20 protein-coding genes and 1 riboswitch are annotated in these 21,889 nt (G+C 35.5%); of the genes, 9 read left to right on the forward strand and 11 right to left on the reverse strand.

Annotation, left to right across the window (positions count from 1 at the left end):
• Positions 1–282 precede the first annotated feature (282 nt).
• From ABC346_RS17320 to ABC346_RS17330, 3 genes are all read right to left on the reverse strand, one after another.
• Positions 283–876, reverse strand: a complete 594-nt coding sequence (locus ABC346_RS17320) for a 3'-5' exonuclease (RefSeq protein ID WP_413236041.1) — start codon at positions 874–876, stop codon at positions 283–285.
• A gap of 12 nt (positions 877–888) precedes the next feature.
• Positions 889–1,578 (reverse strand): CBS domain-containing protein, encoded by a 690-nt coding sequence (locus ABC346_RS17325; protein WP_413236042.1) that lies wholly within the window; start codon positions 1,576–1,578, stop codon positions 889–891.
• Between the two features lie 283 nt (positions 1,579–1,861).
• The gene (locus tag ABC346_RS17330) at positions 1,862–2,581 is read right to left on the reverse strand and encodes an MBL fold metallo-hydrolase (protein ID WP_413236043.1); all 720 of its coding nucleotides are present in this window, start codon (positions 2,579–2,581) and stop codon (positions 1,862–1,864) included.
• Positions 2,582–3,189: 608 nt separating this feature from the next.
• Positions 3,190–3,293: riboswitch (SAM riboswitch) on the forward strand.
• Positions 3,294–3,452: 159 nt separating this feature from the next.
• On the opposite strand from ABC346_RS17330, the gene ABC346_RS17335 reads away from it, so the two are divergent.
• Positions 3,453–4,556: a 5-methyltetrahydropteroyltriglutamate--homocysteine S-methyltransferase gene (locus ABC346_RS17335; protein WP_413236044.1), complete on the forward strand. Its 1,104-nt coding sequence runs from the start codon at positions 3,453–3,455 to the stop codon at positions 4,554–4,556.
• A 70-nt stretch (positions 4,557–4,626) separates the two neighbouring features.
• Here the strand turns inward: ABC346_RS17335 and ABC346_RS17340 are convergent, their stop codons facing one another.
• Positions 4,627–5,874: a glutamate-5-semialdehyde dehydrogenase gene (locus ABC346_RS17340; protein WP_413236045.1), complete on the reverse strand. Its 1,248-nt coding sequence runs from the start codon at positions 5,872–5,874 to the stop codon at positions 4,627–4,629.
• Positions 5,871–6,989 (reverse strand): glutamate 5-kinase, encoded by a 1,119-nt coding sequence (proB, locus tag ABC346_RS17345; protein ID WP_413236046.1) that lies wholly within the window; start codon positions 6,987–6,989, stop codon positions 5,871–5,873. The genes ABC346_RS17340 and proB overlap by 4 nt, the downstream gene beginning before the upstream one ends.
• A 580-nt stretch (positions 6,990–7,569) precedes the next feature.
• On the opposite strand from proB, the gene ABC346_RS17350 reads away from it, so the two are divergent.
• Genes ABC346_RS17350 through cydS form a run of 4 tightly spaced genes read left to right on the forward strand, consistent with a single transcriptional unit; the run spans position 7,570 to position 10,851 of the window.
• The gene (locus ABC346_RS17350) at positions 7,570–8,340 is read left to right on the forward strand and encodes an NRDE family protein (protein ID WP_413236047.1); all 771 of its coding nucleotides are present in this window, start codon (positions 7,570–7,572) and stop codon (positions 8,338–8,340) included.
• A 58-nt stretch (positions 8,341–8,398) separates the two neighbouring features.
• Positions 8,399–9,739: a cytochrome ubiquinol oxidase subunit I gene (locus ABC346_RS17355; RefSeq protein WP_413236048.1), complete on the forward strand. Its 1,341-nt coding sequence runs from the start codon at positions 8,399–8,401 to the stop codon at positions 9,737–9,739.
• Positions 9,736–10,749, forward strand: coding sequence for a cytochrome d ubiquinol oxidase subunit II (locus tag ABC346_RS17360; protein WP_413236049.1), 1,014 nt, complete (start codon positions 9,736–9,738; stop codon positions 10,747–10,749). Before ABC346_RS17355 ends, ABC346_RS17360 begins: the two co-directional genes overlap by 4 nt.
• A gap of 6 nt (positions 10,750–10,755) precedes the next feature.
• On the forward strand, positions 10,756–10,851 hold the full coding sequence (gene cydS, locus ABC346_RS17365; RefSeq protein ID WP_375544880.1) for a cytochrome bd oxidase small subunit CydS family protein: 96 nt from the start codon (positions 10,756–10,758) through the stop codon (positions 10,849–10,851).
• A 424-nt stretch (positions 10,852–11,275) separates the two neighbouring features.
• On the opposite strand, the gene cydC is transcribed toward cydS, so the two are convergent.
• From cydC to ABC346_RS17390, 5 genes are read right to left on the reverse strand one after another with little or no spacing between them, the layout of a single operon-like run.
• On the reverse strand, positions 11,276–12,997 hold the full coding sequence (gene cydC, locus ABC346_RS17370) for a thiol reductant ABC exporter subunit CydC (protein ID WP_413236050.1): 1,722 nt from the start codon (positions 12,995–12,997) through the stop codon (positions 11,276–11,278).
• Positions 12,997–14,721 carry a thiol reductant ABC exporter subunit CydD gene (gene cydD, locus ABC346_RS17375; RefSeq protein WP_413236051.1) on the reverse strand — a complete coding sequence of 575 codons (1,725 nt, stop codon included), beginning with the start codon at positions 14,719–14,721 and terminating at the stop codon, positions 12,997–12,999. Before cydD ends, cydC begins: the two co-directional genes overlap by 1 nt.
• Before the next feature lie 34 nt (positions 14,722–14,755).
• Positions 14,756–15,838 carry a metallophosphoesterase gene (locus tag ABC346_RS17380; protein WP_413236052.1) on the reverse strand — a complete coding sequence of 361 codons (1,083 nt, stop codon included), beginning with the start codon at positions 15,836–15,838 and terminating at the stop codon, positions 14,756–14,758.
• Entirely contained in the window at positions 15,831–16,685 is an 855-nt protein-coding gene (locus tag ABC346_RS17385; protein ID WP_413236053.1) for an alpha/beta fold hydrolase, read from the reverse strand. The genes ABC346_RS17380 and ABC346_RS17385 overlap by 8 nt, the downstream gene beginning before the upstream one ends.
• 16 nt (positions 16,686–16,701) lie before the next feature.
• Positions 16,702–18,138, reverse strand: a complete 1,437-nt coding sequence (locus tag ABC346_RS17390) for an amidase family protein (RefSeq protein ID WP_413236054.1) — start codon at positions 18,136–18,138, stop codon at positions 16,702–16,704.
• 149 nt (positions 18,139–18,287) lie between these two features.
• On the opposite strand from ABC346_RS17390, the gene ABC346_RS17395 reads away from it, so the two are divergent.
• Entirely contained in the window at positions 18,288–18,752 is a 465-nt protein-coding gene (locus tag ABC346_RS17395; RefSeq protein WP_413236055.1) for a YndM family protein, read from the forward strand.
• 90 nt (positions 18,753–18,842) lie between these two features.
• A complete protein-coding gene (locus ABC346_RS17400) occupies positions 18,843–19,133 on the forward strand; it encodes a hypothetical protein (RefSeq protein WP_413236056.1) in 291 nt (96 codons plus the stop codon).
• 23 nt (positions 19,134–19,156) lie between these two features.
• Here the strand turns inward: ABC346_RS17400 and ABC346_RS17405 are convergent, their stop codons facing one another.
• Positions 19,157–19,813: an endonuclease III domain-containing protein gene (locus ABC346_RS17405; protein WP_413236057.1), complete on the reverse strand. Its 657-nt coding sequence runs from the start codon at positions 19,811–19,813 to the stop codon at positions 19,157–19,159.
• A 97-nt stretch (positions 19,814–19,910) separates the two neighbouring features.
• On the opposite strand from ABC346_RS17405, the gene ABC346_RS17410 reads away from it, so the two are divergent.
• Together ABC346_RS17410 and pdxK are read left to right on the forward strand one after the other, a co-directional pair.
• Positions 19,911–20,948, forward strand: a complete 1,038-nt coding sequence (locus ABC346_RS17410; RefSeq protein ID WP_413236058.1) for a C45 family autoproteolytic acyltransferase/hydrolase — start codon at positions 19,911–19,913, stop codon at positions 20,946–20,948.
• 103 nt (positions 20,949–21,051) lie between these two features.
• Entirely contained in the window at positions 21,052–21,882 is an 831-nt protein-coding gene (gene pdxK / locus ABC346_RS17415; protein WP_413236059.1) for a pyridoxine/pyridoxal/pyridoxamine kinase, read from the forward strand.
• Positions 21,883–21,889 lie beyond the last annotated feature (7 nt).

The raw sequence follows: 21,889 nt of genomic DNA on the forward strand, positions 1-21,889 counted from the left end.
GATATATAAGGTTGTCACTTTATTTAGTGTGATTTGTAGAGCCTAATTGCAAAAAAAGATTGGAACATAACAAAAAATTTTTTGATCAAAAGACGATGATAACTAAATAAACGTAAGAAATATTCGAAGACTCTGTAGAAAAAAGGCATAGTTGAGCCCCCGGCTTGCGTCAGCACCTTGGGGCTCAACAGCCGCCACTGGATAAGCGTAGTATATTTCTGTAGCGGGTTTCAAACCAATTCACTCGATTTTATCTTTTGTGTTGTCCAAGCCCATTATAACTTAGAAATATAATTTTGTTGTTTTTGCCTTTTGCTTTCTAGCTGTTTTTGCTCTTTTGGAATTGAGCCACCGTTCTAAAAATTCTTCAGTTGTACCTATTCTCTGCTCTGCTAAAGCAGCCAAAAAGATTCTTGCAGATGCTCGGGCATCGTCCATCGCATGATGATGATTTAACGGTATGTCATGGTAGTTTGCAACCGTATGTAATTTATGATTCTCTAATTCTGGCCAAAGTAGTTGTGAGATTTTAACCGTACAGAGTGACATATAATTTGGACATGGCATGTCGTATTTATATAAAGATTGACGTAAAACGCTCATATCAAAACTTGCATTATGCGCGATAAGTATTGTGTCTTCTAAATATGTAGATAACGTTGGCCATAATTCAGCAAAGGTCGGTGCTTCTTCAACTTGTTCCTCGGTGATTCCATGAATATAAACATTGCGTGAACGGAATGGAGCTAATGGATTAATGAGTGAGTAAGACTCGTCTAGAATTTCAGTATCATTCATCATTACCACACCAATAGAACAAGCACTATTTCTTTTTTCGTTTGCTGTTTCAAAATCAATTGCTGCAAACTTAACCATTCAAAACTCCCCCTATATTTCCATGATATCCCAATTGGTAATAATGCCTACCAATTTTTCATCCTCTTTCCCTGTTTTTGTAATAAGCAAAGCCGCAAGTCGGTTACCTTTTCCAACTTGTTCTGTAAATACGTCAGCAGCTTCATATACAGACATTTCCTCGCTTATAAAAAGATGATTATCTGTTTTTTCGTATTCTAAAATATCTTTAGCAGTTGCATCAGCTATTTGTTGATTATCGTTCATAGAATTTGCTATCCACCGAGCAATGCCTTTATGTGTTATTAAACCTTTAAAATCTTGATTTATATATATGGGTAACTTCGTTAATCCTCTATCTCTTACTACTTGAAGTAACTTTTGCACAGAATCGTTTAATTGAAATGTAACAACTTGTTTTAAGAATGCACTCTTTACTTGTTTTGGACTTGTAAAATCTTTTTCTATCTTTTCGATTCGTTCCACAATTGTATCATGAGGTTCTGCAATCGCATAAGAAACATCGATACGATTATGAATGATTGCATTTCTGAGTTCTGCAAATTCCAATAGATCATCGTAATATCGTTTTATCGTAGCATTAGTGTCTGATAAAACCCGAACTGCTCTCGAGAAACCCATTTCTTTTTTGTGTAAGTGTGATTTTAATGCTTTGTCAATACGATTAAATGCTGTGATAAAGCGCTCTGAATTTTTATACATATCTATTTCTCCTATCTTTGCGTTCTATCATTTTAACCGTTCGGACTTAACATTAAACATTCCCCATATCGTTTTACTTCGCCTTGTAAAGTACTTTACCGTTTTTTTCTATACTTCGTATGTCCTGATTTTCTGCTAGATAAATTAACCTAGTTAATGTGGCCATAAATTGACTGACGAAAGCTGTTCCTTTCATCGGTCCATAAATTTTTGTCGTTAATTTAAAAGCAGACATCGGTTTATCCGATAGAAGTTGTTTGAGTTCATCAAGACGAAAGAGATGTCAATTATAAGTTCCCGTTATTCGTTCTGACAGATCTCCCATCACTTTCCCATGACCTGGTAATGCTAATCTGCTTGGATATTGCTGTAGTTCTAATAAAGATGGTAAGTAATCCTTTAATGGATTTAACTCTTCTCCCATCCATAAGCCAATTACTGGCGACAGATGTTCTAACACATGATCTCCTACAATCATTACTTCTTCTTGCTTATTATAAAAACAATAGTGATCGGGAGCATGTCCAGGAGTCCAAATTGCTTGAAAAGGAAGATTTCCTAAAACAATTTGATCAAAATCATCAAAATATCCGTCCGGCTCAAAATCATAAATAAAAGAAAAATCTTTTATTTTTAACGGTAATGGTGGTGTACCATGACGTTTAATTAGTGATTTCATTCTATCCATATGTGCTTTTCGATCTCTTCCCTTTAACATTTCTTTATATCCTCGCTTCGATACAAAAACTGGGACAGCATATTCCTCTTGAAACCATTTTGCTAATCCTATATGGTCTTCATGAGTATGCGTTAATATAAGTTTTTCAATGTGATAGTTATCTAGAACATTCTGCCAAGTTTCTTTTGTTTCCGTATCATAAATACCTGTATCTACGGCAGTATATCCGTTTTTACCTTTTATTAAATAACAATTTACTTCCCCCATTGAACCTTTAAAGCGTACTACTAATTGAAATATATCTTCTGTCATCTTCTTTAGCATGAAATACCTCTTTCTAACACAATCAATGTAAAATGAGCTTATTGTTATTTTATCGTTCCGAGATGGAATTGCAAAGGCAAAGGAACTAATATGCTACAAAACAAATGAATCAATTTCATAATTGCTAAGTTTTATTGGAAGACGAACATTATTTGGTGTTTTATATAATAATGTTCGGATTAGGTAATTCTTGGCTTTGATTAGAATGGAAGACGGCGACTCCTGCGGAAATAGCACGAGCTGAAAATCCACTAGGAAGAGGGGTTTTCTTTTCCTAGTTAGTTGAAGCTGTGCCTGCAGAAAGCGCCGTCTGCAATGGAAATCAAACAACGCAACATGCGGATTTTAAATCATATATTTTAATTATGAAATTGATTCAAATGATATTAAGTGAAAATTCGTTAGTTCGGGTAAGTATTTCCACTAAATGTAAGTACCACAAAGACCTAAAAGCTCTTAAAGCGATTAGGACATTTACAAACCGTTTATCTCCATATCTTAAGTCTTGAAATGTTTTACTCTACCATTTACATACAGAATAAATTTTCAAAAAACTCTTGACATTATATTCAATACCTTATAAAATTTCTATTAATTAAATATGACAATTCTTATCCAGAGAGGTGGAGGGACTGGCCCAAGGAAGCCTCGGCAACAGACTTTATTTAAGTACTGTGCCAATTCCAGTAGCGTAAAAGCTAGAAGATAAGAAGAGTATATCGTACGGTTTCCTGTACCCTCTTCTTACTTGTAGAAGGGGGTATTTATTTTCCCCTATTCTCTGTACAGAACTGTCATATGTTAGTTTCATAGAGCAAGACCCTACTCTATAAGACTAACCAAAATCTAATGGAGAAAGAAGGAAGGAAAATTGACAAAAACAATTATTAAGGCACCATTTCGTGCAGACCATGTAGGTAGTTTGCTACGACCAGAACGTTTGCTTCAGGCAAGAAAAAACTATACGAATGGAAATATTTCAGCGGAAGAATTACGTGGTATTCAAACAGAAGAAATCAAGCGCATCGTAGACAAACAAATTGAGATAGGTTTACAAGCTGTTACAGATGGTGAGTTCCGCAGACTATGGTGGCACACGGACTTTTTAGAAGAATTAAATGGCATAGAAGGATATATTCCAGAACAAGGTTACTTATTTAAAGGAATTGAAACAGAGAGATATAACATCCGTAATAATGGAAAAATCAGTTTTCCAAAAGACCATTCATTTGTCAAAGATTTCATTGAGTTTAAACAAATTGTCGGGGATCGTGCTGTAGCAAAACAAACCATTCCTAGCCCAAATCAATTATTTCACAAAGGAACGCGTAATCCAGAAGTTTATCCAGATATCCAATCCTATGCAGAGGATATTATTATTGCTTATCGTAATGCAATCCAAGCATTTTACGAAGCTGGATGTCGTTACCTGCAATTAGATGATGTATACATTGCCGGCTTGAACGTAGATGAGTTAATAGCATTCGAAGAAGATTTATCTCGTCAAGAGTTGATTGATTTATCATTACATGTTGTAAATAGTGTACTCGAGAATAAGCCAGATGATTTAATCGTAACGACACACTTATGTAGAGGAAACTATCGGTCAACTTGGGCATTTGAAGGCAGTTATGCTCATATCGCACCAACCTTATTTGCTCATGAAAAAGTGGACGGATTTTTCCTAGAATATGATGATGATCGTTCAGGCAGCTTTGAACCTCTTGCTCATATTCCTAATGGTGGACCACAGGTAGTCATTGGAGCAATCACTTCTAAATTTGGTGTGTTAGAAGACAAAGATGAGATCATTAAGAAAATAAAGGATGCTTCACAATATATTCCATTAGATCAAATCTCGCTTAGCCCTCAATGTGGATTTGCATCGACACATCAAGGAAATAAATTAACAGAAGAGGACCAGTGGAAAAAATTACGTTATATCGTTGAGCTTTCCAAAGAGATTTGGGGATAAGCTTTATAAAACATGACTAAAATAACTCCAAACTACTTCCGTTAAAATAGAGTAGTTTGGAGTTAATAAATTAATTACGAATTTGTCCTGTTCCTGATATCACAAATTTAGTTGATGTTAATGCTTCCAGCCCCATTGGACCTCGAGCATGTAATTTTTGTGTACTAATTCCTATCTCTGCACCGTATCCGAATTCAAACCCATCTGTAAATCTGGTTGAAGCATTATGATAAACTGCTGCAGCATCAACTTGACGTTGAAACTGTTCAGCATTAATCTTATTTTCAGTTATAATCGCTTCTGAATGACGTGTACCGTATCGATTGATGTGGGTGATCGCCTCTGATACTGAATCAACTATTTTTACACTTATTTCACTGGCTAAATATTCTGTTTCCCAATCTTTTTCGGTTGCTCCTATAGCCGTAGGAAGCTTTTCCATAACGAATGAATCACCGTGAATGGTTACATCATGAGATTGCAATGTTTTTAATAGTTCGAAACCATGTTTTTCAAACCACTGGTTATGAATGATTAACGACTCAATTGCATTACATACAGATGGTCGCTGTAATTTTGCATTCAATACAATTTCCGTTGCCATCTCTACTTTAGCAGATTCATCTAGATAAACGTGGCAGTTTCCTGCACCAGTTTCAATTACAGGTACAGTAGATTGTTTTACCACTGTATCAATTAACTGTTTTCCTCCCCTTGGAATTAAAACATCTAGATATTCATTTAATTGAAACAGTTGATTTGCTACTTCTCTTCTAGTATCTTCTATTAATTGTACAGCTTCTTTTGGTAAGGAGCTGGAAGCTAATGCCGCATGAATAACATGAATAAGTGCTTTATTAGAATGTATAGCTGAAGAACTACCACGTAATACTACTGAGTTTCCTGTTTTTATTGCAAGAGAAGCTGCATCTACAGTGACATTAGGTCTAGCCTCATAAACCATTCCAATAACACCAATCGGAACCCGCTTCTTCGTAATATATAATCCATTGTCTTTCTCGAATATTTCTAGGGCTTCTCCAATAGGATCCGTTAATACAGTTATCTGCAATATTGCTTCAGCTATATCTTGCAATCTTTCCTCATTTAATTTAATTCTATCAATAACTGCATTAGATAAACCTTTTTTCTTACCTTCTTCTATATCTAATTCATTTGCGGCAATTATTTCATGTGTTTCTTCTAAAATTGCTTGGGAAATTAATTGTAATGCTTCATTTTTTTCATCAGTTGTAGCTAGTGCAATTTGATAACTTGCTTGTTTTGCTATCTTGGCTTTTTCTATCACTTCACTCATCGTAACTCCTCCTTCAATTGATCAACCATAACCCACGAATCTCTGTGAATAACCTCAATAGCAGGAAGTTGGGTCACCTGTTTCGCATTTTTTAATGTATTCGCTGCTTTGAGTTCCTCTGATGAACAACTCACTTGTCCTCTTCCTAATAAATTACTTCGATTAAAAACTTCCACTACATCCCCTTGTTCAAAATCTCCCTGAACATTTACTACACCGGCTGACAACAAACTACTTCCATTATACATAAGTGCTTGGGTAGCTCCATCATCAATAAGCAGTTTCCCTTCTAAAGTGGAGTGCAAAGAAATCCATTGCTTACGAATAGGAATTTGTTTATTTCGCACACTTTTGACATAAGTACCCTCACCATTTCCATTAACTATTTCTAGTAATTTAGATATTCCTTCGCCCTTACCAATAAAAATAGGGACTCCGAGAGAGGTAGCAACCTTTGCAGCCATCAATTTCGATTTCATACCCCCAGTACCTAATTTCGAACCAGAAACATCCGTTTCCTGTATCATTTTTTCAGTAATTACATCAATTGTATCGTACCGCTTAGCATTCATAAATTTACCGGGATGTTTATCATAAATTCCATCAATATCAGTTAATATAATTAGTTTAGCTGCATGAATAGCTCCACTAACTAAAGCAGAAAGCATATCATTATCACCAAATGTTAATTCATCAACAGCAACTGTGTCATTTTCATTAATAATCGGAATAACCCCACGTTCTAATAATTCCAGCATAGTAGATGTAGCATTTTTATAACGTTTTTGAATCGAAAAATCAGTCCTTGTTAATAATAATTGAGCAGATCGAATATTGTATTCCATAAACTTATCCATATAAGTATGAATGAGTAGACCTTGGCCAATTGCCGCAGATGCTTGCTTTCCTTTTAATGTAACCGGCCTAGAAGAATATCCAAGGTTTCGAAACCCAGCTGCAACGGCCCCTGAGGAAACTAAAATTACTTCGAAATTATGTTGATGTAACATAGCTAACGCATTCACATGATCTCCTAGTTTCTTATGATCAATTTCCCCTTTTTCATTCGTCAATGAGCTACTTCCAATTTTTATAACTACCCTCTTTTTATTCATATTCTTCTCCTCCTCAATATTCTCTAGATGTCTATTTTCAGGTTTAGAACAAAAAAATAGAAACTTAGCGAGCCCCTTTTCAAGGGTATTTCGACATTCGTCGAACTTCCTTTTTTTGAGATAAAGGAATCACGGTGAGGTGACGAATCCACGATGAATTTCACCTTAGGTATAGGTGCCACGATTGAAATACCAAATTTATATATATCAATAAAAAACCCTTTCATCCCAATTTAATAAAAAGGGACGAAAGAGTTCTCTTCCGCGGTACCACCACAACTTAGATGCAATCTGACTGGAATCGCATCTCACTTCTTCCATTAACGCTGGATATACGCCCATGTTTGCATGAGACTTCAAAGGTAGGTTCTAATAAATCAGCAATGACGGAATCTCTCAGCTAATAAATTCCGATCTCTTTCATTCGATATTTACATACTATTCCTCTGTTAAACGTTCAACTGTATTGTAATTTATTATTATCAGTTTCTCATTAATTGTCAACAGCTATTTGTATTTTGATCTGATTTTTAGGAAAATCAATCTATTTCATCTATAATATGGAATAGGAGGTTTGATTATGTGTTTAATAACTTTTGCTATCCAAAAACATTCCGAATATCCATTTGTATTAATTGCCAATCGGGATGAATTCTATGATCGCCCCACTGCAAAAGCAACATTTTGGGATGATGCTCCAGATATTTTAGCAGGACGTGACTTAAAATCAAAAGGTACGTGGTTGGGTATAACAAAACAAGGAAAAATTGCAGCAATTACCAATTACAGAGATCCTTCGCTTCCTGAGACAGGTAAATATTCAAGAGGAAAAATACCTGTTGATTTTTTAAATAAGGAAAGAGATTCAACACAATTTTTATCTAATTTAGAGGAAGATCAATCCTTATATTCAGGATATAATGCTTTATTTGGAGATTTCCAATGCCTCTATACTTACAATAATATCTATAATAGTAGCGCACAATTAGAATCGGGTATCCATTCATTAAGTAATGATAAATTAAACAGTCCATGGCCAAAAGTATTAAAATCCAAGGGCTTATTACAGACGTACCTAGAAAACAACCAAAATATTTCTAGCGAGTCGTTGTTTCGTATCTTACAAAATGCTGATAAACCGACTGATCAAGATCTTCCTGACACCGGTGTTGGAATTCATTTAGAACGAAATTTATCTTCTATGTTTATAGATACGGGTAATTACGGAACAAGAGCATCAACGATTATTTTAGTAGATAAAAGAAGCAATGTTACCTTTATAGAACGTACGTATCATCAAGGGATAGCAATTGGAGATATAAATTACCATTTTTCGATTGTTTCCGATTAATTTTGTTGATCATCGGGTAAATTAATACAATATGATTGTTCTTTAAGGAGGTCCACAAATGATATTCGATGATCCGACATATGCGAGCCGCTTGCTGACATTACTCACCCTTTCTTTTCATATTATTTATGCCACAATCGGTGTTGGTGTTCCATTAATGATAATGATTGCACAGTGGATAGGAATTAAGAAAAATGACATGCATTACTTACTAATGGCAAGACGTTGGGCAAAAGGATTTATCGTGACAGTAGCTGTCGGTGTAGTTACAGGTACTGCTATTGGATTACAGCTGTCACTGCTTTGGCCAAGTTTCATGGAGCTAGCAGGTAATATTATCGCACTTCCTCTATTCATGGAAGTATTTGCATTCTTTTTCGAAGCTATTTTTCTTGGTATTTACCTGTATACTTGGGATCGCTTTGATAATCAAAAAAAACATTTCTTATTACTAATACCTGTTGCCGTAGGTGGAGGAATGTCTGCTTACTTTATTACAGTAGTGAACTCATTCATGAATTCTCCAGGAGGATTTGACATTGTTAATGGTGAACTCGTTAATGCTAACCCTCTTGCTGCGATGTTTACAGTATCTATGCCGACAAAAGTTGCGCATGTTTTATCGACTGGTTATATGACAATTGCGTTTGTTCTAGCTGCGATTGCAGCCTTTCGTCTATTACAAGGTTCAAATCGTGAATATCATAAGAAATCACTTAACATGCTAATGAAAATAGGTTTTGTCTTCGCTCTAGCAACGGCGTTAATCGGCGACCTTTCTGGTAAATACTTAGCAGAATACCAACCAGAAAAGTTAGCTGCAGCAGAATGGCATTTTGAGACTTCTTCTGAAGCACCGTTAGTTATGTGGGGGATTCTTGATGATAACAATGAACCGCAATACGCTTTGGAAATCCCATATGCACTGAGTATATTGGCACATAGTTGGCCGACAGCAGAAGTTATTGGTCTAAATGAATTTCCAGAAGATGAGCAACCTCCACTTGTCATTCATTATTTCTTTGACACGATGGTGACGATTGGAGTATTTATGCTTGGTTTATCATTTATTTATTGGCTTGGTATACGCAGACGATGGAATTTTGTCGAATCAAAATGGTACCGTTGGCTCATTGTTCTCGGAGGTCCATTATCATTCTTAGCGATTGAAGCTGGCTGGTGGATGGCTGAAGTTGGTAGACAACCTTGGATTTTACGAGGAATTATGACCATTGACGAAGCAGCCACAACCAGTGATTATGTTGGAGTTATGTTCTTCTTATTCGTACTCCTCTATCTTATTTTAGGAGTAGGAACTGTAGTTGTTTTAAGAAAAATGTTCCAAAGGAGTCCGATAGATAAAGACATCGAGAATTTTCAAGGTGGTGACCAATCATGATATTAGAAATCATCGGTATTTCTGTACTTTGGTTATTCCTATTTGGATATGTCATCGTTGGTTCAATTGATTACGGTGCAGGTTTCTTTAATGCATACAGCATTTTAACCGGAAAACAACATATCGTTTCTAAAGTAATTCAGCGTTATCTTTCTCCAGTATGGGAAGTCACCAATGTATTTTTTGTATTCTTCTTCGTAGGAATCGTTGGATTCTTTCCAGAGACAGCATTTTACTTTGGTACCGTACTTCTTGTCCCTGGAAGTTTAGCCTTAATATTACTGGCAATCCGAGGATCTTATTATGCGTTTGAATCTTATGGAAAAAAAGGGCACAAAGGATATGCATTTATGTATGGTGCTTCTGGTATATTACTTCCAGCTTCTCTATCTATTGTACTGACAATATCTGAAGGTGGATTTATCACCATTAATAATGGAGAACCTCAACTTGAATACCTTGATTTATTGATGAGCCCACTTACATGGTCAATTGTAGTATTGAGCATTATCGCAGTTCTCTATATTTCTGCTGTATTTTTGACTTGGTATGCAAATGAGACTGGTGATGAAGGAGCAACAAACTTAATGCGGAAATATGCCCTAGTTTGGTCCGTTCCACTAATCATTGCAGCTTCCGGAATTATTGTAGAACTGCGTTTCCATAATGAAGAACATTTTAACAACATTATTGATCTTTGGTGGATGTTCGGAATATCTTTTCTACTATGGATTGGTACCGTATGGTTATTATGGAAACGTAAGAATTACATTACAGCATTCTGGCTATTAGTTGGTCAATTTGCTTTTGCCTTTTTCGGATATGGTATTTCTCATTACCCATATCTTTTATATCCTCATATTACGATATCTGAAGGCTTTACAAATCAAGCAATGGCGATATCTTTAATTATTGCTTTCATCCTAGGAATGGCATTATTAATACCATCGCTTTATTTACTGTTAAAGCTATTCTTGTTTGATGAAAATTATAAAAAAGGAAAGAAGTGATTAAATATGATTAATGATTTTCTAATTTTTATCGCCCCCTTCCTTATTTTGTTTGCTGCAATGGGAATATCCTTTTATGTAGCACTAAAAGATGGATCATAATAAGAAAAGTGATGAGCGCCGTTTAAAAACGTAGAGACTGCGCCCCTGATTTTAAGGGGTGGTTCGACAGTGGTCGAACTTCCTTTTGATCTTTGAGATAAAGGAATCACGGTGAAGTATGAACCGATGATGACTTATCCTAGGGCATGGTGGGAAGTCTCCTAGTTTTTGGCGCACAGAACTAGATCAAAAAAAGTGATGGGCGCCGTACAGAAACGTAGAGACTGCGCCCCTGATTTTAAGGGGTGGTTCGACAGTGGTCGAACTTCCTTTTGATCTTTGAGGTAAAGGAATCACGGTGAAGTATGAAATAGGTACCGGTTTAATAAATGTATTGTGAACAAGCCGAGCCGCATCGGATATTTAAATCCGATGCGGCTCGGCTCTTTATTGTTTATAAAATTTATTACAACGAACGACACCTCTATAGATTTAATTTTGCCTTTTCCAATTCCTTCATCCGTTTGAAATATCCATTATGCTGCATCAATTCATGGTAAGTTCCTTGTTCGATGATTTTTCCATGATCCATAACAATTATCTCATCCATTTTTTGTAATCTTGTTAAACGATGTGTCACTACAATTAAGGTACTTTGCTCTGAATAGTGGTCAATCTTATCCCAAATATATTTTTCGGTCACTACATCTAGAGATGAAGTTGGTTCGTCTAACGCCCATACAGCTGCCTTACGAATAAACAGACGAGCTATCGCTAGACGTTGTTTTTCGCCTCCAGAAAGGTTAGAACCTTGTTCCTGTAATAAATCATCCAAACCAATATGATGTAAATTTACATTCTCCAAAGCCTCGCGAAGTTCAGCATCAGTTGCTTCAGAATTAGCTAAATGTAAATTTTCACGAATTGTTCCATAGAAAAAATGGTTGGATTGTAATGAAACATTTGCATGATTCCATAATGTTTCCTCTTCTAAATAATCTATTGATTCTTCGTTCCATTTTATCAGACCATCTGTTGAAGGAATCATTCCAAGGATAAGTTGTAAGATCGTCGACTTACCAGATCCACTAGCACCTACAATAGCTATTTTAGATCCAGATTTAATATGGAGGGAAATATTTTGCGCAACGGGACGAGGCGCACTTGGATATTTCTTTGACACGTTCTCTAATGTAATAGTTGGCGCTAGGTTCGATTCCAATACAAATGGCTCTTTATCTTCGTTTGGATCTTCACTAACATTCCACACTTCTTCTAATCGATGAGCAGATTGTTTCGTTTCCTCTAAATAGGCAGGAAATAATGCCATATTTGATGTATCTTCAAATACTGTCAACGAAATCATAAATAACATTGCTAATAATATACCTTCTAAGTTACCATTTGCTACAAAATAACCGGCTAACCCTAAAACAGCGACCGATACGATAAATGAAACAAATGTTAATAAAGACTCACGAAAAGCCTGTTGGTTGTTCGCTTGTTTGTTTGCTTGCTCATATAAATTTACTTTATCAAGAATGTTATTTTTCCTTGACTCTGCTTGTCCGTATATTTTCAAATCTGTAAAGCCATATAAATACTCTGTAACCACAGAAGACAGCTGGCCACGATACGAACGGACGTTATTAGCTACCTTTCTTTGATAGAGATAAAATAAACTAGGTACAACGATGACAACGAATATCATCCCCATCAAAATTACCATCGCTATTGGTACGGAAAATACCATTGTAAATGCAATCGTCGCAATAAAAACCGTCATTAAGACAATTGGTGGATAAAATACTCTCAAGAAAAAATGCTGCAGAGATTCTACATCGCCTACGATGCGCGCTAAAATGTCACCACTTCTATATTTTTGTAATATCGTAGTCGAAATTGGTTCAATTTTTTCATATACATATACTCGCAAATTGCGAAGCATCGAAAATGTTCCACGATGAGAAAAATATCTTTCTCCATAACGACTGAGTGCTGAAGTTATCCCTAACATTTTTACCATCGCAACGATTATCATCAATGTATATATAGGTGGGGTAAGTGCAGCTTTCGATATTAAATAGCCACTAGATGCAAATAATGACACAGCAGTAACACCAGCTAAAAAACCAAACAAGATTGACAAGAGGACGTCTTTCTTCTCTTTCATCGTCATTTTCATGATGAGTTTTAATTCTTGCATTACGCCTCTCCTCCTTGATGCAATTTCATCATAGACTGGTATAATTCGTCTTCTCGAAATAGCTCTTTATCTGTTCCAGTTGCACGAATAGCTCCCCGTTCCAGCAATATAATTTTATCTGCGGAACGAATTTGTTGCATACGGTGTGCGACAGTAATTACAGTTGCATATTCTCGTAACTTATTCATTGATTGTTGTAACACTTCTTCTGTGTGCACATCTAACCCAGTCGTCGGTTCATCAAATAGAATGATATTTGGTCTTTTTAAAAAAGTACGTGCTAAAACTACACGTTGTTTTTCACCACCTGATAATCCTCTACCAGCTTCACCAATATTGGTATCTAGCCCAGAAGGAAGCTGCTCAATCCATTCCCAAATCCCTGCTTCCATAGCTGCTTGCTTTATTTCATTACGGCTATGTACTTTCGTACTACCTAAAGCAATATTCTCAGCAATTGTTCCTGAAAATAGATAAGGATTTTGTGATATATAAATTAATTGCTTAAACCACGAATGCTCTTCTACTTCTTCTTGCTTATACTTACCAATATAATAACTTCCTTCTGTAATTGGCAATAAGCCTGCAAGAAGATGGAGTATGGTTGATTTTCCAGCCCCTGTAGATCCTATGATGGCTACTTGCTCTTTCGGGTTAATAATCAGGTTAATAGATTGTAATTGAAAACTACCATCCGCATACGTAAAGTTCATATCTCTTAATTCTAATCTTGGTGGTTCAATAGATGGTAGCACCTCAGCTCCCCATTTTACTACTTCATGATTTGTTTCACCAAAAATTGCTTCTAGTTTGCTACCCGCTCCCATGCTAGATCTTCCGGAATGAAACGCAGTCCCTAGAGCTTTTAATTGATTAAAAAATTCTGGAGCTAACAACAGCATTAAAAATCCAGTAAAGAACGAAATATCTTGAAAAATAATCATTCGAATCGCTACCTCTAGCGCAATCAAACCAATACTTAGCATAGAAATAAATTCAAGTGCTAAAGAATTGGTAAAAGCTACTCTTAATACTTCCATAGTGGAATCGCGAAATCGAACACTACTATTTGAAATTTTTTCACGCTGTTGTTTGGATTTCCCAAACAATCGGATCGTTGGTAACCCCTGTAATATATCTAAAAAAGTCCCTGAAAAAGCTGCCATTTGTGACAGTTGTTCTTCGGATTTATCTTTTGTCTTAAACCCTATAATCATCATAAATATTGGGATGAATGGAGCAGTAACAAGTATAATTACTCCGGTGGTCCAATGTGTCCAAAATATAACTGAAAGAATTAGCAATGGAACCACAAATGACTGTATCATCTGTGGTAGATATTGGCTGAAGTATGCGTCTATCTCATCCACAGTATCCATAAAAACACTCGTTTTATTTCCTGATTGACCTTTAGCTGCATTAGATACAGTTTGATTAGTAAAATGATTTAATACATCTTCTCTTAATTTTTGCTTTACACTTGTAGACATTCTAGTGCCGTTACGCTTATTTATAAAGGAAAATAACATCCGTAATAATAGCATTACTCCTAATAATAAAAATAAATTGCCAATAGCATCTACTGTTTCCCCTTGTAAAAATATCTGTTCTATAATGGATACAATTAGATAACTTTGCCAAATTATTGCTATGCCTAGCCCAATGGAACAAATAACCATCCAAAAGATTTGCACCTGATGTTGTCGCTGTAGTTGTTGTAGCATAATTCATCCTCCTTCTGGTTATTTTTTAAGATATTTACCAAACACAAAACTTTGGAATCCAACCAATAATGCCATTATGTTTTTTTATAAGGACATATCCATCATAAATATCATCTAATATGTATACTTTCTCGCCTTTATTAACACTTACAGTTGTTGTACTTACTCCTTCTTTGCAATAGTATCCATCGTCTTTTTCAATGATATATTCATTTTTCACCCATTGTTCAATATTAGCGTTTATATTTTTACAACGTGTAAAATATCGTGCCTTTTCAATTGGTTCGATTTGATAGTATGGATAATTAACAGAACCAATCCAACGTAAACTGTCGTTATGTGTTTGTTTAACAATTACGGGATCTTTCAATTCATCCACATATGTAAAGGAATACTCACCTTGATTGATGATAAGTGCATTTAATTGACCGCTAATTTTTATCTGATTTCCACCGTCTATTGCAATAATATTGTTATCGAAATCTATAATTGGATTATGTGTAGATACTTGTTTGGTTCGGTAATTAATTACCGGCCAGTGTCCAACGATGACAGGCTTATCTAATGAATGACCTTTTTCATAGAATGCAGGTGTATATAAAGCTGCTGCTTCCTCGGTATTTGGCCACTGCTCATCAACGGCAGCATGAACTATAATAAAGTCATCCGTTTCATAAGCGATTGGCAATGACTCTAGCCACTCAATTTCTTGTTCAAAATTATCTTCGAAAATACTAGACGCTTTGGTTAACGGCATTTCATCTGAGAAAGATTGACCTGTTGAAGCAATCATTTCATGCATCATTGACTTTGGTCTTGTGTTTAAATACTCTCTACCTATATCATTTCCCCGAAACACATGACGAAAAACCACATCGCAATTTCCTTTCGTTATAAATACTCGTTTTAAATTCTTATCCATCCATTGAACATAATGTACTAATTCATGGCTGTTTAAACCTTTTTCACATAGATCTCCGTTAACAAATAGATAATCTTCCTCAGTATAGTTCACTTTTTTCAACAATTTTTTGAACAAAGCCAAGCTAGCATGTATATCGGATATTACGATCACTCTTCTTAATGGTTCGAGTGAAAGTTTACGTATATCAATCATTAATATTCTCCTTCTCTATTGTATGCACAACAAAATCTTCAAACGCTGACTCTTCTTCCATAAAAGGATTATGATTACTATCACTGAAAGTAGTAAATGTTGCATTCGGAATTAAATCTGCTGCTTCTTTTGAGAATACATAAGGACACTGACTATCGTGTAGTCCACTATAAATAAAAGCCGGAACATTAACATTTACTAGGTAAGGACGTAAATCATAGGAAGGTAATTCTTCGTACGAATAATAATCGAGACGGTTGCTCACTACCTTCCCGCTATTGGGGCGTTTTATCATTTCATCATATCGATCTTTGTTATATATGGACATAAGATCCCACTCTTTGCCTAGCGCTCTTCTTTCTTCAATTGGTGTTTCTTTTTGTCCCAACTTTTCTATAATTTTCAATATACGAGGGTTGTTCTTGTTCTTCTTACAATAAATGCTATCCGGATGTTTCATATATTCATTTGAAGCAGACAACCCTCCAGCAATAATCTTGTTCACACTTTCGGGAGATTCAATTGCATATTTCAAAGCTAACATTCCACCAGTAGAATGCCCTGCAAATGACCAAATCGGGAAATTTAATGCCATGCGAATTGCTTCCAAATCTTTTACTGCTTCTTTCATACTAAATTGATCAGCAGATGTTGCTGATGCGGACTCTCCACATCCTCGAAGGTTAATTAAATACACAGAATAATATGGGGTAAATTTATCTGCAAAATTATTTCCTCTTTCATTGAATTCACTATATAAATGAGTTACTGCAAGAGGTCGTCCACTTCCTTTGAAAAAATATTGAAATGTTCCTCTTTCTGTTTCAATTTTATCTTCTTTCCACAAAATAACTCTCCCCCTCTTATTTTAAATTGACTTTCCAATCAGACTCCACCCCACTTTCATAAGCATACGCAATTTCTAGCAATTGTGGTTCTGTAAAGGATTTTCCTGTAAATGTAATACCAATAGGACCATCGGTTTCACAAAAACCTGATGGAACAGTTATAGAAGGATACCCCGCTTTTGCAGAGATAAGCGCTCCTTTGTAACTTGGAAATAAAATAGCATCTAAATTATTTTCTTCGACCACAGCATCAATACCGTTTTTCCTCGCATCCCTTTGATCATTTTCTAAAGCTCGTAAGTATGTAGGTTCTGTTAGGTTTCCACTGGTTTTATCTGCTTTAACCAATACCTGTTGACCGTATACTAACGCGTCGTGACCAATCATTTTATTTTGATTTATAATATCCGCTAAAGTGTGAATACCAAGTTTTGCATCGACCGTGTTTAAATATCCTTCAATACCAACTTTAAATTCATGCAACATTACTTCGATGTTATTAAAACTCTCAGGAATTTGAATTTCAATGGGGTCGACAACAATAGCACCAAGTCTTTTTAATGTGTCGATAGAATGATCTAACGCCTTTTTATGACTATTCGATAATTCATGAAAATAGGGGGTTCTTGCAATACCAATTCGTTTGTGAGTTAAGCCATCTTCACGTAAAGATAATCGTAAATCCGTAGAAAGAATTGGATTAATACGAGTAATAGGATCTTCTTGATCAATACCTTGTAAATAGTTTAAAAGAACTGCTGCATCAGTAACATTTCTAGTCATTGGTCCAGCAGTATCTTGCGTGTGAGAAATTGGAATAATGCCCGTCCGACTTATCATTCCAATTGTTGGTTTTATGCCAACAATTCCATTTTGGCTTGCCGGGCTTAAAATTGATCCTGATGTTTCGGTCCCAACGGCTGCTACCGCTAAACCTGCTGCAACAGCAACTCCCGAACCTGCACTTGATCCTCCCGGAGTGAAATGTTTACCATATGGGTTCTTTACTTGCCCACCTCTTGAACTGTAACCAGCGGGCATATTATCAGCCATAAAATTAGCCCATTCAGTCATATTTGTCTTCCCTAAAATTACTGCACCTGCTTTTCGTAATTGTTGAATCACCCATGCGTCCTTCTTAGCGTAATGATTTTGTAAAGCTAAGGATCCAGCACTGGTATGCATTTTGTCCGCGGTATCTATATTATCTTTCATAAGGATAGGGATACCGTGCAACAGACTACGTGGTCCTAAAGTTCTTCTTTCATAATCAAGCGCATCAGCAATGTGAACTGCATCCGGATTTATTTCTAAGATGGAATTAAGTTTAGGACCAGCTTGATCATATTTTGCAATTCGATTCAAGTAATAAAACGTTAACTCTTTAGAGGAAAATTCCCCATCATCGAAAGCATCTTGAATTTGTATTATATTTAATTCTTCTATATTCATAATTCTCATCTCCCCATATTCTACAAATTAAACTAAGTATAGAATTGATTGATTTTACTGTCAATTCAATGATTAGCCTTCTTAGATACATAGGAACCAGAAAATGGAACAGACTAAACTCAAATATATGTTTTAAAGGATGATTAAAAATGAAACATCTTAAAGCAATTGGAATTAAATTTGTCATTATCGCTACAATTCTTTTATCAATTGTAAGTATATTTGAATTTCTAAGTGTGACTGAGATGATTGTGATGAGTGCAATACTAACATTAGCTACTTATGTGATTGGAGATCTATGGATTTTACCGAAGATGGGTTATGTTGCTGCTGCAATTGGTGACTTAATATTTGCTTATGCTTCCGTATGGTTGCTTTTATACACCTTTTTAGGAACTACCTTTCCAATAGCAACAGCTTCAGTCTATATTTCCATAATAATTAGCCTTACTGAATCCGTTTTTCATATTTATATGAAAGAAAAAATTCTTGAAGAGAAGGATAATACGAGAAGAACTAACATGCAAACTGTACAAGCTGAATTTGCGGAAGAACAACATACGGAGGAAAAGTATATAAAGAAAGATTCCTATCGTCAACAAGATGAAAATTAAACGTAAGCTTGTACATATATGTTCATTAGGGGCAATTTTTTATTAATGAACATATGCTATTTTATAATGTTTTTTCAGGGGTGGAGGACCGTGAGTCAATTTTTTCTAAATAATCCAAATACCTTTTCTGATTCTTCTTTCACATCAAATACGAACATTAAATTTGGAGATAAGCTAATATACTATGGTGGTATGGTATCAACTGTAGGTGCAATTATTGCCTTTATAGGATCCTCAATAGTGTATGAAGAAGATTTAAAAGAAACGGAAGGGTTTTCTCAACAATCTTCCATTAATCAACGTCAGCTCCAAGAAATGCAACAACAAATTCAATTATTACAAAGAAAAATTGATCAATTAGAACAGGATCAGGGGCGATAACCCTCTTTAGTTGAGCCCCTGAATTATTCTTGTTTTTGCAGTCCAAATGCACAAATCGATTTTACTGGACAAGTGTTACATAGTGGCTTTACCTTACAATGTACTTTTGCGTGTTCCACTAATAATGCATGGTATTCTTGGTAAAGAAGGATGTCATTCGGTAAACCTTTCTCTACCATTTTTTGCAAACCACGATATGTGGATGGTACTCCCATGCCAATCCGATTAAAAATCCTGAATGCATATTGATCAGCGATAAATGTATGTTTTTCAAAAGCGTATAACAACATTACATCTGCGGTCTCATCTCCAATACCTTTTATCGATAGTAACTCTGATCGCAACTTGTTATGCGGAATGTCTTGTACTACTGATACATCATAATTATAGTTACGAAACCAAGTAATAAACGCCTTTATTCTTGCTGCTTTAATACGATAAAAACCACTTGGACGTATTTTTTCCGAAAGCTCCCTTTCTTCTATTTGATACAAATAATTAGCATCATGTACATTGGTTTCTAATCGCGCTAGAGCTTTTTCTACATTTCGCCAATTTGTTCGTTGGACAAGAATAGATCCTAAAAGCATTTCTAAGTTAGAACTTGCTGGCCACCATGCTTGAGGACCATAATAATCATAAAGTTTATGGTAAATTTCAAGATAATTATTTTTTTCCATTTTCATGTCCCCTTATTTTATTCCAAGCAATTTCTTTTCCTTCTTAACAAAAATCATCTAAACTCAAATTACTCTGCATTAGAATGGAGAAATGATTATGATTAATGTATATAGTGATATTATACAATTTAAAGGAAATCACTATCAATTTGGATATAAACAAGGTGAACTTCTTCAAAATTCACCTATTCTAAAACATCGTAATTTACAAAAAGGAAATCGTTGGCGAAATTTTCTTGTTGATATTGACGAGGTTAGAGATGCTTTTAAAACTTTTTCACCAGCAATTTGGGAGGAACTAGAAGGGCTAGCCGATGCATTGAAAATGCCTATAAAAGATGCTATTCGTGAATTTGGCGGATACTATTATGAATATGGGCGTAGTGGTTGCTCTATATATACAGAGGCTGATTTCTTAATTCGAAACTATGATAATGCACCTCGTTCCTACGAAGGAAGATATGTGATATATAACCCTACTGATGAAGGTTATGCGTCTGTCGGTCCGACAATGCAAATCACAGGTAGAACTGATGGGATAAATGAAAAAGGGTTCGCCATGGGTTATAACTTTGTGAACAGAATCAAATCAGATGACGGATTTGTATGCAACATGATAGGGAGATTACTTTTAGAACATTGCGCTTCTGTAGAGGAAGCAAAGCGTTTAATACAAGAGCTACCACATAGGCATACATTTAGTTATGTTTTACTCGACAAAAATGGATATTCCGTAGTAGCTGAAGTATCCCCTCGAAATGTAAGATTCCGTGAAGCAAATATGTGTACAAATCACTTTGAAGAACTTACGGAGGAAAATCGATACAGAACTGACGAATCAATGGAAAGGCTTAACAAAATTTCTTCCCAACAATCATCAGTACAAAACCCTCTTGAGGCCTATCAATTATTAAATAATCTGGAAAAAGGAGTCTTCTCTAAAAAATATGGAGCTTGGGCTGGTACTCTGCACACAACAGCGTATTTGCCAAAAGAAATGAAAGCCTGGATTGCATTAGGAGCTAATCGCCCGCCTCTCATTTTTGATTTCCAAAAATGGTTAAATGGACAACCATTCCATGCTACAAAAATTAAAGGGATTTTAGATACAGACGAACAATTTGTCAATGTCTAACATATAACCGCTATGACTTTACAACTAGGTCATAAAGGATTATTCTTTAACTATCAATAATTATCAAAGCGCGATTTTTGGGCAACAAAGGAGGAAACAGAGTATGACTATGAAAAAAACATTAACTCTCGCTGGATCAGATTCTAGTGGTGGTGCAGGTATAGCAGCTGACTTAAAAACATTTCAAGAATTAAATGTTTACGGGATGACTGCATTGACTTCTATTGTTTCCATGAACCCTCAAGGATGGAATCATCATGTAACACCAATCGATGTTGAGGTAGTTGAGAAGCAATTAGATACCATACTATCTGTAGGTGTAGACGCAATGAAATCTGGTATGCTTGGATCTGTAGAAATAATCAATTTAGGTGCAAAAAAAATTGATGAATTTAATATAAAACAATATGTACTAGACCCTGTAATGGTTTGTAAAGGTGACGATGAAGTTCTACAACCGGAAAATACAGATGCTATGCGTGAAGAATTATTACCACGTTCCCTAGTTACAACACCAAACCTTTTTGAGGCAGCACAATTAGCAAAAACATCTCCCATAAAAACTTTAGAACAAATGAAAGATGCTGCGGTTAAAATTCATGAATTAGGTGCGAAAAATGTTGTAATTAAAGGTGGAAAAGATTTGGACCATGATAAGGCAATAGACCTTTTCTATGATGGCAATCGTTTTGAACTATTGGAAAGCGATAAAATCAATACTACGTATAATCATGGAGCAGGTTGTACATTTGCAGCAGCAATTACAGCTAACCTAGCCCATGGTAAGGATGTATTAGAAGCTGTTAAAACAGCTAAATCATTTGTAACATCTGCAATTGCAAATGGCTGGAAATTAAATGAATACGTAGGGCCAGTGATGCATGGTGCCTATAATCGAATCGATAGTACAAAAGTAGAAATGTCTTCTATATAGTAAAAAA

It is taken from the genome of Oceanobacillus phoenicis (assembly GCF_047238145.1).
Taxonomy (GTDB): domain Bacteria; phylum Bacillota; class Bacilli; order Bacillales; family Amphibacillaceae; genus Oceanobacillus.